The organism is Enterobacter cloacae subsp. cloacae ATCC 13047, assembly GCF_000025565.1.
Lineage (GTDB): Bacteria > Pseudomonadota > Gammaproteobacteria > Enterobacterales > Enterobacteriaceae > Enterobacter > Enterobacter cloacae.
Genome location: NC_014121.1, coordinates 1,198,058 through 1,213,348, shown reverse-complemented (window position 1 = coordinate 1,213,348; position 15,291 = coordinate 1,198,058). Strand labels below are relative to the sequence as shown.

Genomic DNA, 15,291 nt, shown 5'->3' with positions numbered 1-15,291 from the left:
ATAATTGCCCCGAGTCCGTTACCATGTCGGGGCTGAGAATATAAGAGTCAATTCACTATGCCGAAGAAGAACGACGCACCGGCCAGTTTTGAAACTGCGCTGAGTGAACTGGAGCAGATCGTCACCCGCCTTGAGAGCGGTGATCTACCGCTGGAAGAGGCGCTCAATGAATTCGAGCGTGGCGTGCAGCTGGCGCGCCAGGGGCAGGTTAAACTGCAGCAGGCCGAGCAGCGTGTGCAGATCCTGCTTTCCGATAGCGAAGACGCTAAGACAACGCCTTTCACACCGGACGCCGAGTAAATGGATTTTGCTAACGAGCTTCAGGCGCGAGTCATACGCGCCAACGACGCCCTGCGCCGTTTTATTGCGCCACAACCTTTTCAGAACACTCCACTGGTTGAGGCCATGCACTATGGCGCACTCTTGGGTGGAAAGCGCCTGCGCCCGTTCCTCGTCTACGCCACAGGCAATATGTTTGGTATCAGCGATACTACGCTGGACGCCCCGGCTGCCGCCGTTGAGTGCATCCATGCCTACTCGCTGATCCACGATGATTTACCGGCGATGGATGATGACGATCTGCGTCGCGGTCAGCCAACCTGCCATATTAAGTTTGGCGAAGCGAATGCCATCCTGGCGGGGGATGCCCTGCAAACGCTGGCATTCTCTATTCTGAGCGATGCGCCGATGGCAGAAGTCAGCGATCGCGACCGTCTGGCAATGGTTTCCGAGCTGGCGATGGCCAGCGGCGTTGCCGGCATGTGCGGTGGGCAAGCGCTGGATCTGGAGGCAGAAGGACGTCAGGTTAATCTGGAACAGCTGGAGCGTATTCACCGGCATAAAACGGGCGCACTCATCCGTGCCGCCGTACGCTTGGGCGCACTGAGCGCGGGTGTACAGGGGCGCAAAGCCCTGCCGATTCTGGACAGATACGCAGAAAGTATCGGTCTGGCGTTCCAGGTTCAGGATGACATTCTGGATGTGGTGGGCGATACTGCAACATTGGGTAAACGTCAGGGTGCGGATCAGCAGCTTGGCAAAAGTACCTACCCCGCCCTGCTGGGTCTTGAGCAAGCCCAGCGTAAAGCCCGGGATCTGATAGAGGAAGCCCGCCAGTCGCTGAATGAACTGGCCGCGCAGTCTCTCGATACCTCGGCACTGGAAGCGCTAGCGGACTATATAATCCAGCGTGATAAATAAACACACTATCTCGATGAGCCTTTGATGAGTTTTGATATTGCCAAATACCCGACACTGGCGTTAGTTGACTCCACCCAGGAGTTGCGTCTGTTGCCGAAAGAGAACCTGCCGAAGCTGTGCGACGAGCTGCGTCGCTATCTGCTCGACAGCGTAAGCCGCTCCAGCGGACATTTCGCCTCCGGGCTTGGCACGGTCGAGCTGACCGTTGCGCTGCACTACGTCTACAACACCCCGTTCGATCAGCTCATCTGGGACGTGGGCCATCAGGCCTATCCACATAAAATTCTGACGGGTCGTCGCGATCAAATTGGCACGATCCGCCAGAAAGGCGGCCTGCATCCGTTCCCGTGGCGCGGTGAGAGTGAGTACGATGTTTTAAGCGTCGGCCACTCCTCCACCTCCATCTCTGCGGGTATCGGTATTGCCGTGGCCGCCGAAAAAGAGAACAAGCAGCGCCGCACCGTCTGCGTGATCGGCGACGGCGCCATCACCGCCGGGATGGCCTTTGAGGCCATGAACCACGCGGGCGATATCAAGCCGGACATGCTGGTTATCCTGAACGATAACGAAATGTCGATTTCCGAGAACGTCGGCGCGCTGAATAACCATCTGGCACAGCTGCTCTCCGGCAAGCTTTACTCCACGCTGCGCGAAGGCGGCAAGAAAGTCTTCTCTGGCGTACCGCCAATCAAAGAGCTGCTCAAGCGCACCGAAGAACACATCAAAGGCATGGTCGTGCCGGGCACACTCTTTGAAGAGCTGGGCTTTAACTATATCGGCCCGGTTGATGGGCACGACGTGCTGGGGCTGGTCACCACGCTCAAGAACATGCGCGACCTGAAAGGCCCGCAGTTCCTGCACATCATGACGAAGAAAGGCCGTGGTTACGAACCAGCGGAAAAAGATCCGATCACTTTCCACGCGGTACCTAAATTCGATCCGACCAGCGGTTGTTTGCCAAAAAGCAGCGGCGGTATGCCGAGCTATTCCAAAATCTTCGGCGACTGGTTATGTGAAACCGCGGCGAAAGACAACAAGCTGATGGCGATCACCCCGGCTATGCGAGAAGGTTCCGGCATGGTCGAGTTCTCCAAAAAATACCCTGACCAGTATTTTGACGTGGCGATTGCCGAGCAGCACGCAGTCACCTTCGCGGCGGGTCTGGCGATTGGTGGATACAAACCTGTGGTGGCGATCTACTCCACCTTCCTGCAACGTGCCTACGATCAAGTGATCCACGACGTTGCCATCCAGAAGCTGCCGGTGCTGTTTGCGATCGACCGCGCAGGCATCGTGGGTGCTGACGGCCAGACGCACCAGGGTGCATTCGATCTTTCGTTCCTGCGCTGCATCCCGGACATGGTTATCATGACGCCAAGCGACGAAAACGAATGTCGTCAGATGCTGTATACCGGCTATCACTACCAGGATGGTCCAAGCGCGGTTCGCTATCCACGCGGTAACGCGGTGGGCGTTGAGCTGCAACCGCTGGAAAAACTGGCGATAGGTAAAGGTCTGGTGAAACGTCGCGGTGAGAAAGTGGCAATTCTGAGCTTTGGTACCCTGATGCCAGAGGCCGCTAAGGTCGCTGAAGCGCTGAATGCCACTCTAGTGGATATGCGCTTTGTGAAACCGCTCGATGAATCCCTGATCCTGGAAATGGCAGAAACCCATGAGGTGCTGGTGACGCTGGAAGAAAATGCCATCATGGGCGGCGCAGGCAGCGGCGTGAACGAGGTGCTGATGGCGAACCGTAAAGCCGTTCCGGTACTGAACCTTGGTCTGCCGGATCACTTCATTCCGCAAGGTACTCAGGACGAAGCCCGCGCGGCAATTGGCCTGGACGCCGCAGGTATTGAAGCCAAAATTCGTAGCTGGCTTGCCTGATCCTTCCCCTTTTCCGCTCCTGCTATGCTTAAACGTATTGTTTAAAAAAGCAGGAGTGGAACCATGCAATACACGACATTAGGAAAAACGGATCTTAACGTTTCCCGACTTTGCCTGGGCTGTATGACCTTTGGCGAGCCTGACCGGGGTAATCACGCCTGGACGCTGCCGGAAGAGAGCAGCCGCCCTATCATCAAACGCGCCATTGAAGGTGGCATTAACTTCTTTGACACCGCCAACAGCTACTCCGACGGCAGCAGTGAAGAGATCGTCGGCCGTGCCCTGCGCGATTTTGCGCGTCGTGATGAAATCGTCGTCGCCACCAAGGTCTATTACCCGGTGGGCGATCTGGCTGAGGGGCTCTCTCGCGCCCAGATCCTGCGTTCCATTGATGACAGCCTTCGACGCCTGAACATGGACTATGTCGACCTGCTGCAAATTCACCGCTGGGATTACAACACGCCCATTGAAGAGACGCTTGAAGCGCTCAATGATGTGGTGAAAGCCGGTAAAGCGCGCTACATCGGCGCATCGTCTATGCACGCGTCGCAGTTTGCTCAGGCGCTGGCTCTGCAGGCGCAACATGGCTGGGCGCGCTTCGTCACCATGCAGGATCACTACAACCTGATCTATCGCGAAGAAGAACGCGAGATGCTACCGCTCTGCTATCAGGAAGGCGTGGCGGTGATCCCGTGGAGCCCGCTGGCACGTGGTCGTCTGACCCGTCCGTGGGGGGAAACCACGGCCCGCCTGGTATCGGATGAAGTAGGAAAAAATCTTTATTCCAGTACAGAAGCCAGCGATGCGTTAATTGCCGAACGGTTAGCCGGGATCGCCGACGATACCGGAGCAACCCGCGCCCAGGTCGCGCTGGCATGGCTGCTGGGTAAACGCGGCGTCGCGGCACCGATTATTGGCACTTCGCGGGAAGAGCAGCTTGATGAATTGCTGAATGCGGTGGATATCACGCTGACGCCGGAGCAGATTGCCGAGCTGGAGACACCGTATCAGCAGCATCCGGTGGTAGGGTTTAAGTAATCCCTCTCCCTAACCCTCAAATACGTAAGCCGGGTAAGGCGAAGCCGCCACCCGGCAGTACAGATCGCACAACATCACCCGAAGTGATCGTACCCTTTCCAGTCCAGCGTAACGGGCGCACCATCTTTCACAAACTTCAGCCCTTCACTCTCCGGCATGATCTGGCCGATACAGGTAAACTTCGCGCCGAGATGCGCTAACGCCACGTCCAGCGTCCCACGGTTGAGCTCAGGCACGGTAAAGCACAGCTCATAATCTTCTCCACCGGAGAGCGCCCAGCGCAGCGCCTGTTCAGGCTCGACGTGTCGAAGCAACTGCTCTGATAGCGGGAACAGATCCAGGTCAACGCGCGCGCCGACACCGCTGGCCTTCAGAATATGACCGAGGTCTGAGATTAACCCGTCCGAGAGATCGATAGCTGAGCTTGCCCGTTCGCGTAGCGCCTGGCCGTGAAGAATACGCGGCGTTGGCCGCAGATGGCGTTTGACCAGATACGCCGCGTCGTCAGTGTCATTCACGGTTAAGCGATCCTGGAGGATCGCCAGTCCCGCTGCGCTGTCGCCCGGCGTACCGGTGACGTAGATCCAGTCGCCAGGTTTCGCCCCGGAGCGTTTCAGCGCGCGCCCAGCCGGCACATAACCGTGGATCGCGAGCGTCATCGATAGCGGCCCCGCCGTGGTATCGCCGCCAATCAACTGCATGTCGTAGTAGTTAAGCTGCTCAAACAGAGCGTCACTAAAGGCTTCAAGCCAGGGTTCATCGACCTCTGGCAGCGTCAGGGCCAGCGTTAACCACGCCGGATCGGCCCCCATCGCAGCCAGATCGCTCACGTTGACCGCCAGCGCTTTATACGCCAGATCGGCAGGATCGATATCAGGTAAGAAATGGCGCCCGCACACTAAGGTGTCGGTGCTGATTGCCAGCGTCTGTTTTTCGGGAATATTGAGAAGTGCACAGTCATCGCCAATGCCGGTTTCAACATCAAGACGAGAAGTTCTGACACGGTCGAAATAACGGGCAATCAGGGAGAATTCGCCGCATGCCATACGTTATGCCTCAGCAAATAAAAGAAAAAACCGGAGCCGCACTGCCCGTCAGGCAATGCAGAGCTCCGGTTTGCGGATCACTTTTTGTGGGGACGGATCGCAGGTGCTGCTTTATCAAGAACGCCGTTTACAAACTTGTGGCTGTCTTCAGCGCCGAAGGTTTTCGCCAGTTCGATCGCTTCGTTGATGGCCACTTTGTACGGCACATCATCACGTTTAGACAGCTCAAACAGCGCAATGCGCAGCACTGCTTTTTCTACCTGACCCAGCTCTTCGAGCAGACGGGAGAGGTAGGGTTTCATCAGACCATCGAGATACGCGCTATTAGTCGCCACTCCCGACAGCAGTTCACGGAAGTACAGAACGTCAACATCTTTCACGTCCTGTTCTGACAGGAACTGGTATTCAACATCAGCGATGTCGTTCTGGGACAACTGCCAGGAGTAAAGTGCCTGAACGGCACATTCACGGGCGCGGCGACGAGCAGCAGGTTTCACGGAATTCCCCTTACAAAAAAATCAGGCCTTGATGGCTTTTAATACATTGATCATTTCAAGCGCGGTCAGTGCAGCTTCTGCACCTTTGTTACCGGCTTTAGTGCCAGCACGTTCGATGGCTTGTTCAATACTTTCGGTGGTCAGCACGCCGAACGCGACAGGAATTTCAGCGTCCTGTGCAACGTGCGCCAGACCATTGCTTGCACCGCCCGCAACGTATTCGAAGTGCGCAGTGCCGCCACGAATAACGGTACCCAGCGCAATCACCGCGTCGTATTTACCGGTTTTCGCCAGCGCGCCCGCTGCCAGTGGCAGTTCGTAAGCACCTGGAACCCACACAACGGTAATGTTGTCATCTTTAACCTGGCCGATACGTTTCAGGGCGTCAACCGCACCTTCCAGCAGGCTATCGTTGATGAAGTTGTTGAAACGCGCAATGGTGATGGCGACGCGAGCGTCCGGGGTAGCTACAGCAGCTTCAATAATGTTCATACTCTTCCTTTACGGGTTCATTTGGCCCCGCAGGGGGGCGGATTTTATCATAATACTTTGCGCACTGCTTCCCTATTTCAGGAGCAATTACGCTGTCGTTAAATGGAGGCAAACATCCGGACCCACCGGACGAATCTCGCTAAATTTGAGTTGTGGTGCATCGGCCAGTTTTTCAAGGCCGGGCAGCACAAACAGGCCACGCGCGTCGCTACCCAGCAGTTTAGGCGCAACGTAGACAATCAGTTCATCGACCAGACCTGCCTGGAGCAGTGCGCCTGCCAGCGTCGGGCCGGCTTCCACCCAGATGCTGTTCACCTGCTGCTTACCCAGCAGCATCATCAGCACCACTAAATCCAGATGACCGTTGTGCTCCGGCACCATAATGCTGCGCACGCTTTCCGGCCAGTCGCGTGAATCTTCTTTTGTGCGGGCAATCCAGGTTTCACCGGGCTGCTGCACAATGCGGTGTTCAGGCGTGACGCGGTTCTGGCTATCAATGACAATACGCAGCGGCTGACGCAGGTTTTCCTGCGGATACAGCGCCTGGGTATCGGCATTCAGTTCGTTCCAGCGCACGGTCATGGCCGGATCGTCCGCGAGAACCGTTTCACTGCTGGTGAGGATAGCATGGCTTTGCGCACGCAGATGTTGCACATCGCGCCTTGCCTGCGGCGAGGTGATCCACTGACTTTCGCCGTTCGCCATCGCCGTGCGGCCATCCAGTGAGGCGCCCAGCTTGAGCTGAATATACGGGAACCCGGTACGCATACGCTTCAGGAAGCCTTTGTTAATCGCTTCCGCGTCCTGCATCATCAGGCCGTGGCTAACATCGATCCCTTCCTGCTGCAGACGGTACAGACCACGTCCGGCCACCTGGGGATTAGGATCCTGCATCGCAGCGACAACGCGTGACACTCCCGCCGCGATCAGCGCTTCACAGCATGGCGGCGTGCGCCCGTGATGGCTGCACGGCTCAAGCGTCACATAGGCCGTAGCTCCGCGCGCTTTTTCACCCGCCATACGCAGGGCATGCACCTCAGCATGGGGCTCGCCCGCGCGGTAGTGGAAACCTTCGCCCACGATCTCGCCATCTTTAACAATGACGCACCCGACGTTGGGGTTGGGATGGGTGGTAAATCGACCGCGCTGCGCCAGCTTCATGGCGCGCGCCATGTACATCTCATCCTGCATGGACTCAATCCTGTAAGCGGGCGATCTCTTCGCCAAACTCTTTGATATCTTCGAAACTGCGGTAGACAGAGGCGAAGCGGATATAGGCAACCTTATCGAGCTTTTTCAACTGCTCCATCACCAGATTGCCGATCATCTTGCTGGGCACTTCACGTTCACCCAGACCACGAAGGTAAGATTTAATGTGGTTTAACGCCATTTCGACGTCATCCGCGCTGACGGGGCGTTTCTCCAGCGCCTTAAGCATTCCGCTGCGCAGTTTCTCTTCGTTAAACGGCTCGCGCACGTCGTTACTTTTTACCACGCGCGGCATGACCAGCTCTGCCACCTCAAAGGTCGTGAAACGCTCGTTACATACCAGACACTGCCGACGGCGGCGTACGGAAGACCCTTCGCCCACAAGGCGAGAATCGATGACTTTGGTATCCACAGCGGAGCAGAATGGGCAATGCATACGGTATCCCTGTTATCTGGTTAACTGACTTTCATTTTACCCTGAACTGGCCTGACAACAAAGGAAGAGCTTTTTGAGACAAAGGATCTATGTCTGTCGGGATGATGCTGGCTACCATTACGGTGATCCGTTATTTCAAGGAATTAAACGCAATGACAAGACGTTACCTGAAAATTCTGCTGGTGGGGAGCCTCTTCACCCTTAGTGCCTGTGCACAGCAAACCGAAGTCCGCCAGATGAAACAGAGCGTGAATACGCTCAATACGGCGATGGACAAACTGAACAAAGAGACCGTGAAGATCACCCAGCAAAACGCGCTGAATGCAAAATCCACCAGCGGAGTGTATTTGCTGCCGGGGGCCAACACCCCTGCCCGTCTCAACAGCCAGGTTGGCACGTTAAAAATGTCGCTGGTGAATGTGGCGGCAAATGCGGATGGTACTCGCGCAACATTACGCATTCAGGGTGAGTCCAACGATCCGCTGCCAGCCTTTAGCGGCACCGTCGAGTGGGGCCAGATCCAGGGCACCACCGAGAATTACCAGGAGGTGAACGTGAAGAATCAGCTCTTCACCGCCCCGGCCAGTGTTTTAGCGCCGAGTGATGTGGATATTCCGCTGCAGTTAAGCGGCCTTACGCCCGATCAGTTAGGCTTTATCCGTATTCACGACATCCAACCCGCCGCGCAGTAACCCCCCTCCTTTTGAGCGGAGTGAAATGTCACTCCGCTAACATTTACATTTCGTATGGATTGGCAACATAAATGATTGCCGCTACAATCCCGGCCGTTTAAAGTACGCAAACGTGAACGCAATCGATTACGCGTGTGAGAGATATGTGAAACAACACATATTTTTGTGAGCAAGGATTCCTATAATAGGCTCCGCAGAAACACGAAATATTTAGAAACGCAATTCGCGCATTTTTCACTCCCGGAAGGGAATTTCAATCAGTGGCATGATTATGAAAAAAACATTACTCGCAGCCGGCGCCGTGCTGGCATTGTCCTCCTCTTTCACTGTTAACGCAGCGGAAAACGATAAACCACAATACCTCTCCGACTGGTGGCACCAGAGCGTTAACGTGGTCGGCAGCTACCACACCCGTTTCGGACCTCAGATCCGTAACGATACCTACCTGGAGTACGAAGCGTTCGCCAAGAAAGACTGGTTTGATTTCTACGGCTATATGGATGCACCGGTCTTCTTCGGTGGTAACACCGACGCAAAAGGTATCTGGAACCACGGTTCCCCACTGTTCATGGAGATCGAACCGCGCTTCTCTATTGATAAACTGACTGGTACCAGCCTGGCGTTTGGTCCGTTCAAAGAGTGGTATTTCGCGAACAACTATATCTACGACATGGGCCGCAACAAGTCCGGTCGCCAGAGCACCTGGTATATGGGTCTGGGTACCGACATCGACACGGGCCTGCCAATGAGCCTGTCTCTGAACGTGTACGCTAAGTATCAATGGCAGAACTACGGTGCCGCGAACGAAAACGAGTGGGATGGTTACCGTTTCAAAGTGAAATACTTTGTGCCAATCACCCAGCTGTGGGGCGGCAACCTGAGCTATATCGGCTTCACCAACTTTGACTGGGGTTCCGATCTGGGCGACAACGACTTCCGCGATCTGAACGGTAAGAAAGCGCGCACCAACGACTCCATCGCCTCCAGCCACATCCTGGCGCTGAACTACGATCACTGGCACTACTCTGTTGTTGCGCGTTACTGGCACAACGGTGGACAGTGGAACGACGACGCCAGCCTGAACTTCGGCAACGGCGACTTCAGCGTCCGTTCTACCGGTTGGGGTGGTTACCTGGTAGTGGGTTACAACTTCTAATCGTGTGATTGTTGCCGGGTGGCGCTGACGCTTACCCGGCCTACAAAACCTGTGCGGGCTGCCTCTCCCCGTGGCTTGTTACTGCTTTACCTTGCGCAAAAAATCCGCCAGCGATCGGTCTGCACTCTCACTAAAGCGCCTTTCCGTAAGGACAATTTTGAGGCATCTGTCGAGACGGAAACAGCGATAGTCATCGCGCAGTTCACACCATGACGCCAGTAACCAGCGTTCTCCCCAGAAAAACAGCCCCAGCGGCTGAACCTCACGCGTTGAAAATTGCCCCGCTTCGTCACGATAATACAGCACAAGCACGCGCTGGGCCGAGATCGCCTGATGTATGACATCAAAATCACTGCGGGAGTGGCTTTTCATGCCAAAATCCGGGGCGTAGATCCGCGTCTGCTCTGCCTTTCGGCGGCTCTCTTCGGGCAGGATCGCGAGCACTTTCTCCTGTGCCGACTCCAGTTCGCGCGACAGCGACTCCCCGCCCCAGGTGGTAAGCAGACGAATAGCCACGATCAGCGCCTCAGACTCCTTGTTTGTCAGCATCAGCGGCGGCAGGTCAAACCCCGACATCAGCCGGTAACCGCTCCCCGCTTCGCCCTCCACCGGCACGCCGGAAAGCGACAGGTCGCGGATATCGCGGTATACCGTGCGCTCAGAAACGCCCAGCCGGTCCGCAAGATGCGCTGCCGTTGTCAGACGTCGGCCCCGCAGGATCTGTACTATCTGAAACAAACGGTCAGCGCGTCGGGTCATTTTTGCTTACGCTCTCAGGCAGGTTGATGAAGGCCGACGCGATTACCTTCGCTGTCGGTAAATAAAGCAATAGTACCAATACCGCGCGGTAACTCCAGCGGGCCAAAAACGCACTCGCCGCCCGCAGAGGCAATGCGATCGAGCGTTGCTGTCAGATTGTCAGTATGCAGGTAGATAATGGCCCCCTGCACCGAGGGAATAATCCCCTCAAATTTTGCCAGCGCGCCGCCGGTGGCCGGATCCTCATGCGGGAATACCGCCAGATCGGCGCTGTCCATTTTCTCGCGCCTCAGTGAAACCTGCATCACCGGCTCATAAAATTTGATGGCGCGATCCATATCCGCGACCGGAATTTCAAACCAGTTAATCACACTTTTCATACATCCTCCTGCCTCTTGTTTGGGTTCAACAGGAGTCTACGACAGGGCTCCTGACAGCATACTGTCAGGAGTGTTTGTCAGGAGCAGATAAAAAAAATCCCGGTCAACAGACCGGGATTTCGATAACGCGATAAACGTCTTACGGCAGAATAGACGGCTGATCCGCCCCTTCTTTCTCGACTTTCTGCTGGAGCAGGTGCTCGCGCTTCATGCCAAGTTTCAGTGCCAGAGCGGACGCCACATAGATTGACGACGCGGTACCGATAGACACACCGATCAGCATGGTCAGCGAGAAGCCTTCCAGCACCGGACCACCGAAGAGATACAGCATCAGGATCACCATCAAGGTGGTACCGGATGTGATCAAGGTACGGTGCAGCGTCTGGGTCAACGACACGTTAAAGATTTCGTACGGCGTACCACGACGGATCTTACGGAAGTTTTCACGAATACGGTCAGATACCACGATACTGTCGTTCAGGGAGTAACCGATAACGGACATCAGGGATGCCACAATTGTCAGGTCAATCTCAATATGGAACAGAGACAGTACGCCCATGGTGATCACCACGTCGTGCGCCAGTGCGATAACCACACCCGCCGCCAGTCGCCACTCAAAGCGGAAACCGACGTACACCAGGATGGAGATCAGCGCCACCAGCAGCGCCATCGCACCGGTTTGCGCCAGGTCCGCACCCACGCTCGGGCCGACGAACTCAATACGCTTAACCGTGGCGTTCTGGCTGGTTGTTTCGTTAATCACGCTAACAACCTTGCTGCCCAGTTCCTGACTGCCGTTGGCATCGTGTACCGGCGGCATACGCACCATGATGTCGCGGCTGCTGCCGAAGTTCTGCAGCAGCGGCTCTTCAAAGCCCGCTTTCTGCAGTGACTGACGCATCTGGTCCATATCAACCGGTTTTTCCAGGGTGATTTCAATCACCGTACCGCCGGTGAAATCCAGACCCCAGTTAAAGCCTTTTACGCCCATAACGACGATGGACAGAATCAGCAGTAAACCTGAAATGCCGAAGGCCCAGTAGTCCCAGCGCATAAAGTCCCAGACTTTACGGCCGTGGTTCAATTGTTCAACAGTATATTCCTGTGCCACAACGCACTCCTCAGATAGACAGCTTTTTGACGCGCTTGCCGCCGTACAGCAGGTTCACGATGGCACGGGTGCCGACAATAGCAGTAAACATTGACGTTGCAACACCGATACCGGTGGTAATCGCAAAGCCTTTGATTGCGCCAGTCCCCACTGCATACAGGATAAGAACCTTGATCAGTGTTGTTACGTTCGCATCGAAGATGGAGCTGAACGCGCCTTTATAGCCTTCATCAATCGCCTGCTGAACAGAGCGACCGTTGCTCAACTCTTCTTTGATACGTTCGTTAATCAGTACGTTGGCGTCGACTGCCACCGCAAGGGTCAGAACGATACCCGCAATCCCCGGCATGGTCAGCGTCGCCCCTGGCAGCAGGGACATAATGCCGATGATCAGCACCAGGTTCGCGATCAGCGCGGAGGTGGCAATCAGACCAAACTTCTTATAGAAGAAGATCATGAAGAGGATAGAGACCGCCAGACCGGCCAGACATGCTTCCAGCCCCTGCTGGATGTTTTGCATACCCAGAGTTGGACCAATGGTACGTTCTTCAACAATCTGAATTGGCGCAATCAGCGCACCGGCACGCAGCAGCAGAGAGAGCTGACGCGCTTCGTTCGGGTTGTTGATACCGGTAATACGGAAGCTGTTACCCAGACGAGACTGGATATTGGCGATGTTAATCACCTCTTCCTCTTTCACCAGCACCGCACGGCCGTTAGCGTCTTTCTTACCGCTGTCTTTGTACTCCACGAACAGGGTTGCCATCGGTTTACCGATGTTGTCCTTGGTGAAGTTAGACATGATGTTACCACCCGCGCTGTCCAGCGAGATGTTAACCTGCGGCTGGTTGTACTCGTCCTGGCTGGAGGTGGAGTCGGTGATATGGTCACCGGTCAGGATCACGCGTTTGTACAGCACAACGGGCTGACCTTCGCGGGTCTCTTTCACTTCCGAGTCACCCGGAATACGGCCAGAAGCGGCAGCAGACTGGTCAACGTTGGTGTTCACCAGACGGAATTCCAGCGTTGCAGTGGCGCCCAGAATCTCTTTCGCGCGCGCGGTGTCCTGAATACCCGGCAGTTCTACAACGATACGGTCAGCACCCTGACGCTGCACCAGCGGTTCAGCCACGCCCAGTTGGTTTACACGGTTGCGCAGAATGTTGATGTTCTGCTGAACGGCATATTCACGCGCTTCTTTCAGACGGGCGTCGGTCATTACCGCGCGCAGCTGGTTGCTGCCCTGAGCGGTGATCACCAGGTCACGGTGACGTTGGGTCAGGTAATCTACAGCCTGATCGCGCGCCGCACTGTCGCGGAACGTGATGCTCATACCGTAGTTATCTTCTTTACGAACGGTGGTATACGCGATGCCTTTTTCACGCAGATCGCTGCGCAGGCTATCGATATTCTGTTCCTGCAGTTTGCCCAGCGCGGTATCCATATCCACTTCCATCAGGAAGTGCACGCCGCCACGGAGGTCAAGACCGAGTTTCATTGGCTCTGCGCTCAGCGCAGCCAGCCAACGCGGGGTAGCAGGAGCAAGGTTAAGCGCCACGACGTATTTATCACCCAGCACGCCCATCAGCGCTTCGCGAGCGCGGAGCTGCGTGTCGGTGGTGTCGAAGCGAGCAAGAATTGCGCCCTCTTCCAGAGCCACAGACTTAGCGGTAATTTTTTCTTCTTGTAACGTTTTCTGGACCTGGATCAGCGTTTGCTCACTGGCGGCGACACCGCGCGCGCCAGTGATTTGAACAGCCGGATCCTCACCATACAGGTTGGGAAGCGCGTACAGCAGGCCGACGAGAATCACGACGACCAGCATGATGTACTTCCACAAAGGATAACGGTTTAACACGGCAGTTCCCTTTGGGAAAAGTTGGGATTACAGCGCCTTCATGGTGCCTTTCGGCAGAACGGCAGCTACGAAGTCACGTTTGATAACCACTTCAGTGGTGTCGTTCAGGGCGATAGCAATGTAGCCACTTTCAGCCACTTTGGTTACGCGACCGACCAGGCCACCGTTAGTCAGGACTTCATCACCTTTCGCGATGGAGTCCATCAGCTTTTTGTGCTCTTTGGTACGCTTCTGCTGTGGGCGCAGGATCATGAAGTAGAAGATCAGACCGAACACAACCAGCATCAGAATCAGAGACATCGGGCTGCCCTGCGCTGGAGCACCTGTTGCCGCTACCGCATCAGAAATAAAAAAGCTCATTCAAATTCCCTCATTATTAATATTAATCAACGTTCAAAGGTGGAACGGTTCGACCCTGACGTTGGTAAAAATCGGTCACGAAGCTCTCTAATTTACCCTCTTCGATAGCCTTGCGTAAACCAGCCATTAAGCGCTGATAATAGCGAAGGTTATGAATGGTATTGAGACGCGCGCCCAAAATCTCATTGCAACGATCGAGATGATGCAAATACGCGCGAGAATAATTGCGACAGGTGTAGCAATCGCACTCGGCATCGAGCGGACTGGTGTCACTCTTATGCTTCGCGTTACGGATTTTCACCACGCCATCGGTAACAAACAGATGACCGTTACGTGCGTTACGGGTTGGCATGACGCAGTCGAACATATCGATGCCGCGGCGCACACCTTCAACCAGATCTTCTGGCTTACCCACACCCATCAGGTAACGGGGTTTATCCGCCGGGATTTGCGGGCAGACATGTTCCAGAATACGGTGCATGTCTTCCTTCGGCTCACCCACAGCTAAACCGCCGACAGCGTAGCCATCAAAACCTATCTCTACCAGACCTTTAACAGAGATATCGCGTAAATCTTCGTAAACACTGCCCTGGATAATGCCGAACAGCGCATTTTTGTTCTGCAGGGAGTCAAAACGGTCGCGGCTACGCTTCGCCCAGCGCAGCGACATCTCCATGGAACGTTTAGCGTAATCCCAGTCCGCCGGGTATGGCGTACATTCGTCGAAGATCATCACGATGTCAGAGCCGAGATCGTACTGAATCTCCATAGACTTTTCAGGATCGAGGAAAATCGGATCGCCGTTGATCGGGTTACGGAAGTGGACGCCCTCCTCGGTGATCTTGCGAATATCACCCAGGCTGAAGACCTGGAAACCGCCAGAATCGGTCAGGATCGGGCCTTTCCACTGCATGAAGTCATGCAGATCGCCGTGAAGCTTCATGATCTCCTGACCAGGACGCAGCCACAGGTGGAAGGTATTACCGAGGATAATCTGGGCGCCAGTGGCTTCTACTTCTTCCGGCGTCATCCCTTTTACGGTGCCGTAAGTCCCCACAGGCATAAACGCGGGGGTTTCCACCACGCCGCGATCAAACACCAGGCGACCGCGACGCGCGCGGCCATCGGTGGTATCGAGTTCAAATTTCATTTTTATTCCTCTGTGCCAGA

The 15,291-nt window shown here is 55.4% G+C and carries 17 protein-coding genes; 6 read left to right on the top strand and 11 right to left on the bottom strand.

All coding sequences use genetic code 11. The annotated features are described in order from the left end of the window. Positions 1 to 57: 57 nt before the first annotated feature. The 4 genes from xseB (at position 58) to ECL_RS05725 (ending at position 4,125) form a co-directional block, all read left to right on the top strand. On the top strand, positions 58 to 300 hold the full coding sequence (xseB, locus tag ECL_RS05740; protein ID WP_008503331.1) for an exodeoxyribonuclease VII small subunit: 243 nt from the start codon (positions 58 to 60) through the stop codon (positions 298 to 300). Then, entirely contained in the window at positions 301 to 1,200 is a 900-nt protein-coding gene (gene ispA / locus ECL_RS05735) for a (2E,6E)-farnesyl diphosphate synthase (protein ID WP_013095843.1), read from the top strand. Positions 1,201 to 1,224: 24 nt separating this feature from the next. After that, positions 1,225 to 3,087: a 1-deoxy-D-xylulose-5-phosphate synthase gene (gene dxs / locus ECL_RS05730; RefSeq protein WP_013095842.1), complete on the top strand. Its 1,863-nt coding sequence runs from the start codon at positions 1,225 to 1,227 to the stop codon at positions 3,085 to 3,087. 63 nt (positions 3,088 to 3,150) lie between these two features. Next, positions 3,151 to 4,125 (top strand): aldo/keto reductase, encoded by a 975-nt coding sequence (locus ECL_RS05725; protein ID WP_013095841.1) that lies wholly within the window; start codon positions 3,151 to 3,153, stop codon positions 4,123 to 4,125. Between the two features lie 74 nt (positions 4,126 to 4,199). Here the strand turns inward: ECL_RS05725 and thiL are convergent, their stop codons facing one another. The 5 genes from thiL to nrdR form a co-directional block, all read right to left on the bottom strand. Beyond that, entirely contained in the window at positions 4,200 to 5,171 is a 972-nt protein-coding gene (gene thiL, locus ECL_RS05720; protein WP_013095840.1) for a thiamine-phosphate kinase, read from the bottom strand. A gap of 77 nt (positions 5,172 to 5,248) precedes the next feature. After that, positions 5,249 to 5,668 carry a transcription antitermination factor NusB gene (gene nusB / locus ECL_RS05715; RefSeq protein WP_006809908.1) on the bottom strand — a complete coding sequence of 140 codons (420 nt, stop codon included), beginning with the start codon at positions 5,666 to 5,668 and terminating at the stop codon, positions 5,249 to 5,251. A gap of 21 nt (positions 5,669 to 5,689) precedes the next feature. After that, positions 5,690 to 6,160: a 6,7-dimethyl-8-ribityllumazine synthase gene (gene ribH, locus ECL_RS05710; protein ID WP_003859098.1), complete on the bottom strand. Its 471-nt coding sequence runs from the start codon at positions 6,158 to 6,160 to the stop codon at positions 5,690 to 5,692. 87 nt (positions 6,161 to 6,247) lie between these two features. Then, positions 6,248 to 7,351 (bottom strand): bifunctional diaminohydroxyphosphoribosylaminopyrimidine deaminase/5-amino-6-(5-phosphoribosylamino)uracil reductase RibD, encoded by a 1,104-nt coding sequence (gene ribD, locus ECL_RS05705; RefSeq protein ID WP_013095839.1) that lies wholly within the window; start codon positions 7,349 to 7,351, stop codon positions 6,248 to 6,250. Between the two features lie 4 nt (positions 7,352 to 7,355). Continuing rightward, positions 7,356 to 7,805 carry a transcriptional regulator NrdR gene (gene nrdR, locus ECL_RS05700; protein WP_008503337.1) on the bottom strand — a complete coding sequence of 150 codons (450 nt, stop codon included), beginning with the start codon at positions 7,803 to 7,805 and terminating at the stop codon, positions 7,356 to 7,358. Positions 7,806 to 7,957: 152 nt separating this feature from the next. Here nrdR and ECL_RS05695 point away from each other — a divergent pair, with 152 nt between their 5' ends. Both ECL_RS05695 and ECL_RS05690 read left to right on the top strand, forming a co-directional pair. Then, positions 7,958 to 8,497 (top strand): SadB/YajI family lipoprotein, encoded by a 540-nt coding sequence (locus ECL_RS05695; protein WP_014830864.1) that lies wholly within the window; start codon positions 7,958 to 7,960, stop codon positions 8,495 to 8,497. Between the two features lie 271 nt (positions 8,498 to 8,768). After that, complete coding sequence (locus tag ECL_RS05690) at positions 8,769 to 9,653, top strand: nucleoside-specific channel-forming protein Tsx (RefSeq protein ID WP_025756198.1); 885 nt, start codon at positions 8,769 to 8,771, stop codon at positions 9,651 to 9,653. A gap of 78 nt (positions 9,654 to 9,731) precedes the next feature. Here ECL_RS05690 and ECL_RS05685 read toward each other — a convergent pair whose 3' ends face one another. The 6 genes from ECL_RS05685 to tgt all read right to left on the bottom strand — a co-directional run bounded on the left by ECL_RS05685 (position 9,732) and on the right by tgt (position 15,271). Continuing rightward, complete coding sequence (locus ECL_RS05685; protein ID WP_013095836.1) at positions 9,732 to 10,412, bottom strand: helix-turn-helix transcriptional regulator; 681 nt, start codon at positions 10,410 to 10,412, stop codon at positions 9,732 to 9,734. A gap of 14 nt (positions 10,413 to 10,426) precedes the next feature. Beyond that, the gene (locus tag ECL_RS05680; protein ID WP_013095835.1) at positions 10,427 to 10,792 is read right to left on the bottom strand and encodes a VOC family protein; all 366 of its coding nucleotides are present in this window, start codon (positions 10,790 to 10,792) and stop codon (positions 10,427 to 10,429) included. Positions 10,793 to 10,931: 139 nt separating this feature from the next. Beyond that, positions 10,932 to 11,903 carry a protein translocase subunit SecF gene (gene secF, locus ECL_RS05675; protein WP_013095834.1) on the bottom strand — a complete coding sequence of 324 codons (972 nt, stop codon included), beginning with the start codon at positions 11,901 to 11,903 and terminating at the stop codon, positions 10,932 to 10,934. Positions 11,904 to 11,913: 10 nt separating this feature from the next. Then, positions 11,914 to 13,761 carry a protein translocase subunit SecD gene (gene secD, locus ECL_RS05670; RefSeq protein ID WP_071830016.1) on the bottom strand — a complete coding sequence of 616 codons (1,848 nt, stop codon included), beginning with the start codon at positions 13,759 to 13,761 and terminating at the stop codon, positions 11,914 to 11,916. Positions 13,762 to 13,788: 27 nt separating this feature from the next. Then, positions 13,789 to 14,121: a preprotein translocase subunit YajC gene (gene yajC, locus ECL_RS05665; RefSeq protein ID WP_000007630.1), complete on the bottom strand. Its 333-nt coding sequence runs from the start codon at positions 14,119 to 14,121 to the stop codon at positions 13,789 to 13,791. A 22-nt stretch (positions 14,122 to 14,143) separates the two neighbouring features. After that, a complete protein-coding gene (gene tgt / locus ECL_RS05660) occupies positions 14,144 to 15,271 on the bottom strand; it encodes a tRNA guanosine(34) transglycosylase Tgt (RefSeq protein ID WP_013095832.1) in 1,128 nt (375 codons plus the stop codon). Between the last annotated feature and the right edge of the window lie 20 nt (positions 15,272 to 15,291).

What these genes read in the sequence shown, in the direction of transcription:
- xseB (WP_008503331.1), top strand. Translation starts at nt 58, where the DNA reads ATGCCGAAGAAGAACGACGCACCGGCCAGTTTTGAAACTGCGCTGAGT.
- ispA (WP_013095843.1), top strand. Translation starts at nt 301, where the DNA reads ATGGATTTTGCTAACGAGCTTCAGGCGCGAGTCATACGCGCCAACGAC.
- dxs (WP_013095842.1), top strand. Translation starts at nt 1,225, where the DNA reads ATGAGTTTTGATATTGCCAAATACCCGACACTGGCGTTAGTTGACTCC.
- ECL_RS05725 (WP_013095841.1), top strand. Translation starts at nt 3,151, where the DNA reads ATGCAATACACGACATTAGGAAAAACGGATCTTAACGTTTCCCGACTT.
- thiL (WP_013095840.1), bottom strand. Translation starts at nt 5,171, where the DNA reads ATGGCATGCGGCGAATTCTCCCTGATTGCCCGTTATTTCGACCGTGTC.
- ribH (WP_003859098.1), bottom strand. Translation starts at nt 6,160, where the DNA reads ATGAACATTATTGAAGCTGCTGTAGCTACCCCGGACGCTCGCGTCGCC.
- ribD (WP_013095839.1), bottom strand. Translation starts at nt 7,351, where the DNA reads ATGCAGGATGAGATGTACATGGCGCGCGCCATGAAGCTGGCGCAGCGC.
- nrdR (WP_008503337.1), bottom strand. Translation starts at nt 7,805, where the DNA reads ATGCATTGCCCATTCTGCTCCGCTGTGGATACCAAAGTCATCGATTCT.
- ECL_RS05695 (WP_014830864.1), top strand. Translation starts at nt 7,958, where the DNA reads ATGACAAGACGTTACCTGAAAATTCTGCTGGTGGGGAGCCTCTTCACC.
- ECL_RS05690 (WP_025756198.1), top strand. Translation starts at nt 8,769, where the DNA reads ATGAAAAAAACATTACTCGCAGCCGGCGCCGTGCTGGCATTGTCCTCC.
- ECL_RS05685 (WP_013095836.1), bottom strand. Translation starts at nt 10,412, where the DNA reads ATGACCCGACGCGCTGACCGTTTGTTTCAGATAGTACAGATCCTGCGG.
- ECL_RS05680 (WP_013095835.1), bottom strand. Translation starts at nt 10,792, where the DNA reads ATGAAAAGTGTGATTAACTGGTTTGAAATTCCGGTCGCGGATATGGAT.
- yajC (WP_000007630.1), bottom strand. Translation starts at nt 14,121, where the DNA reads ATGAGCTTTTTTATTTCTGATGCGGTAGCGGCAACAGGTGCTCCAGCG.
- tgt (WP_013095832.1), bottom strand. Translation starts at nt 15,271, where the DNA reads ATGAAATTTGAACTCGATACCACCGATGGCCGCGCGCGTCGCGGTCGC.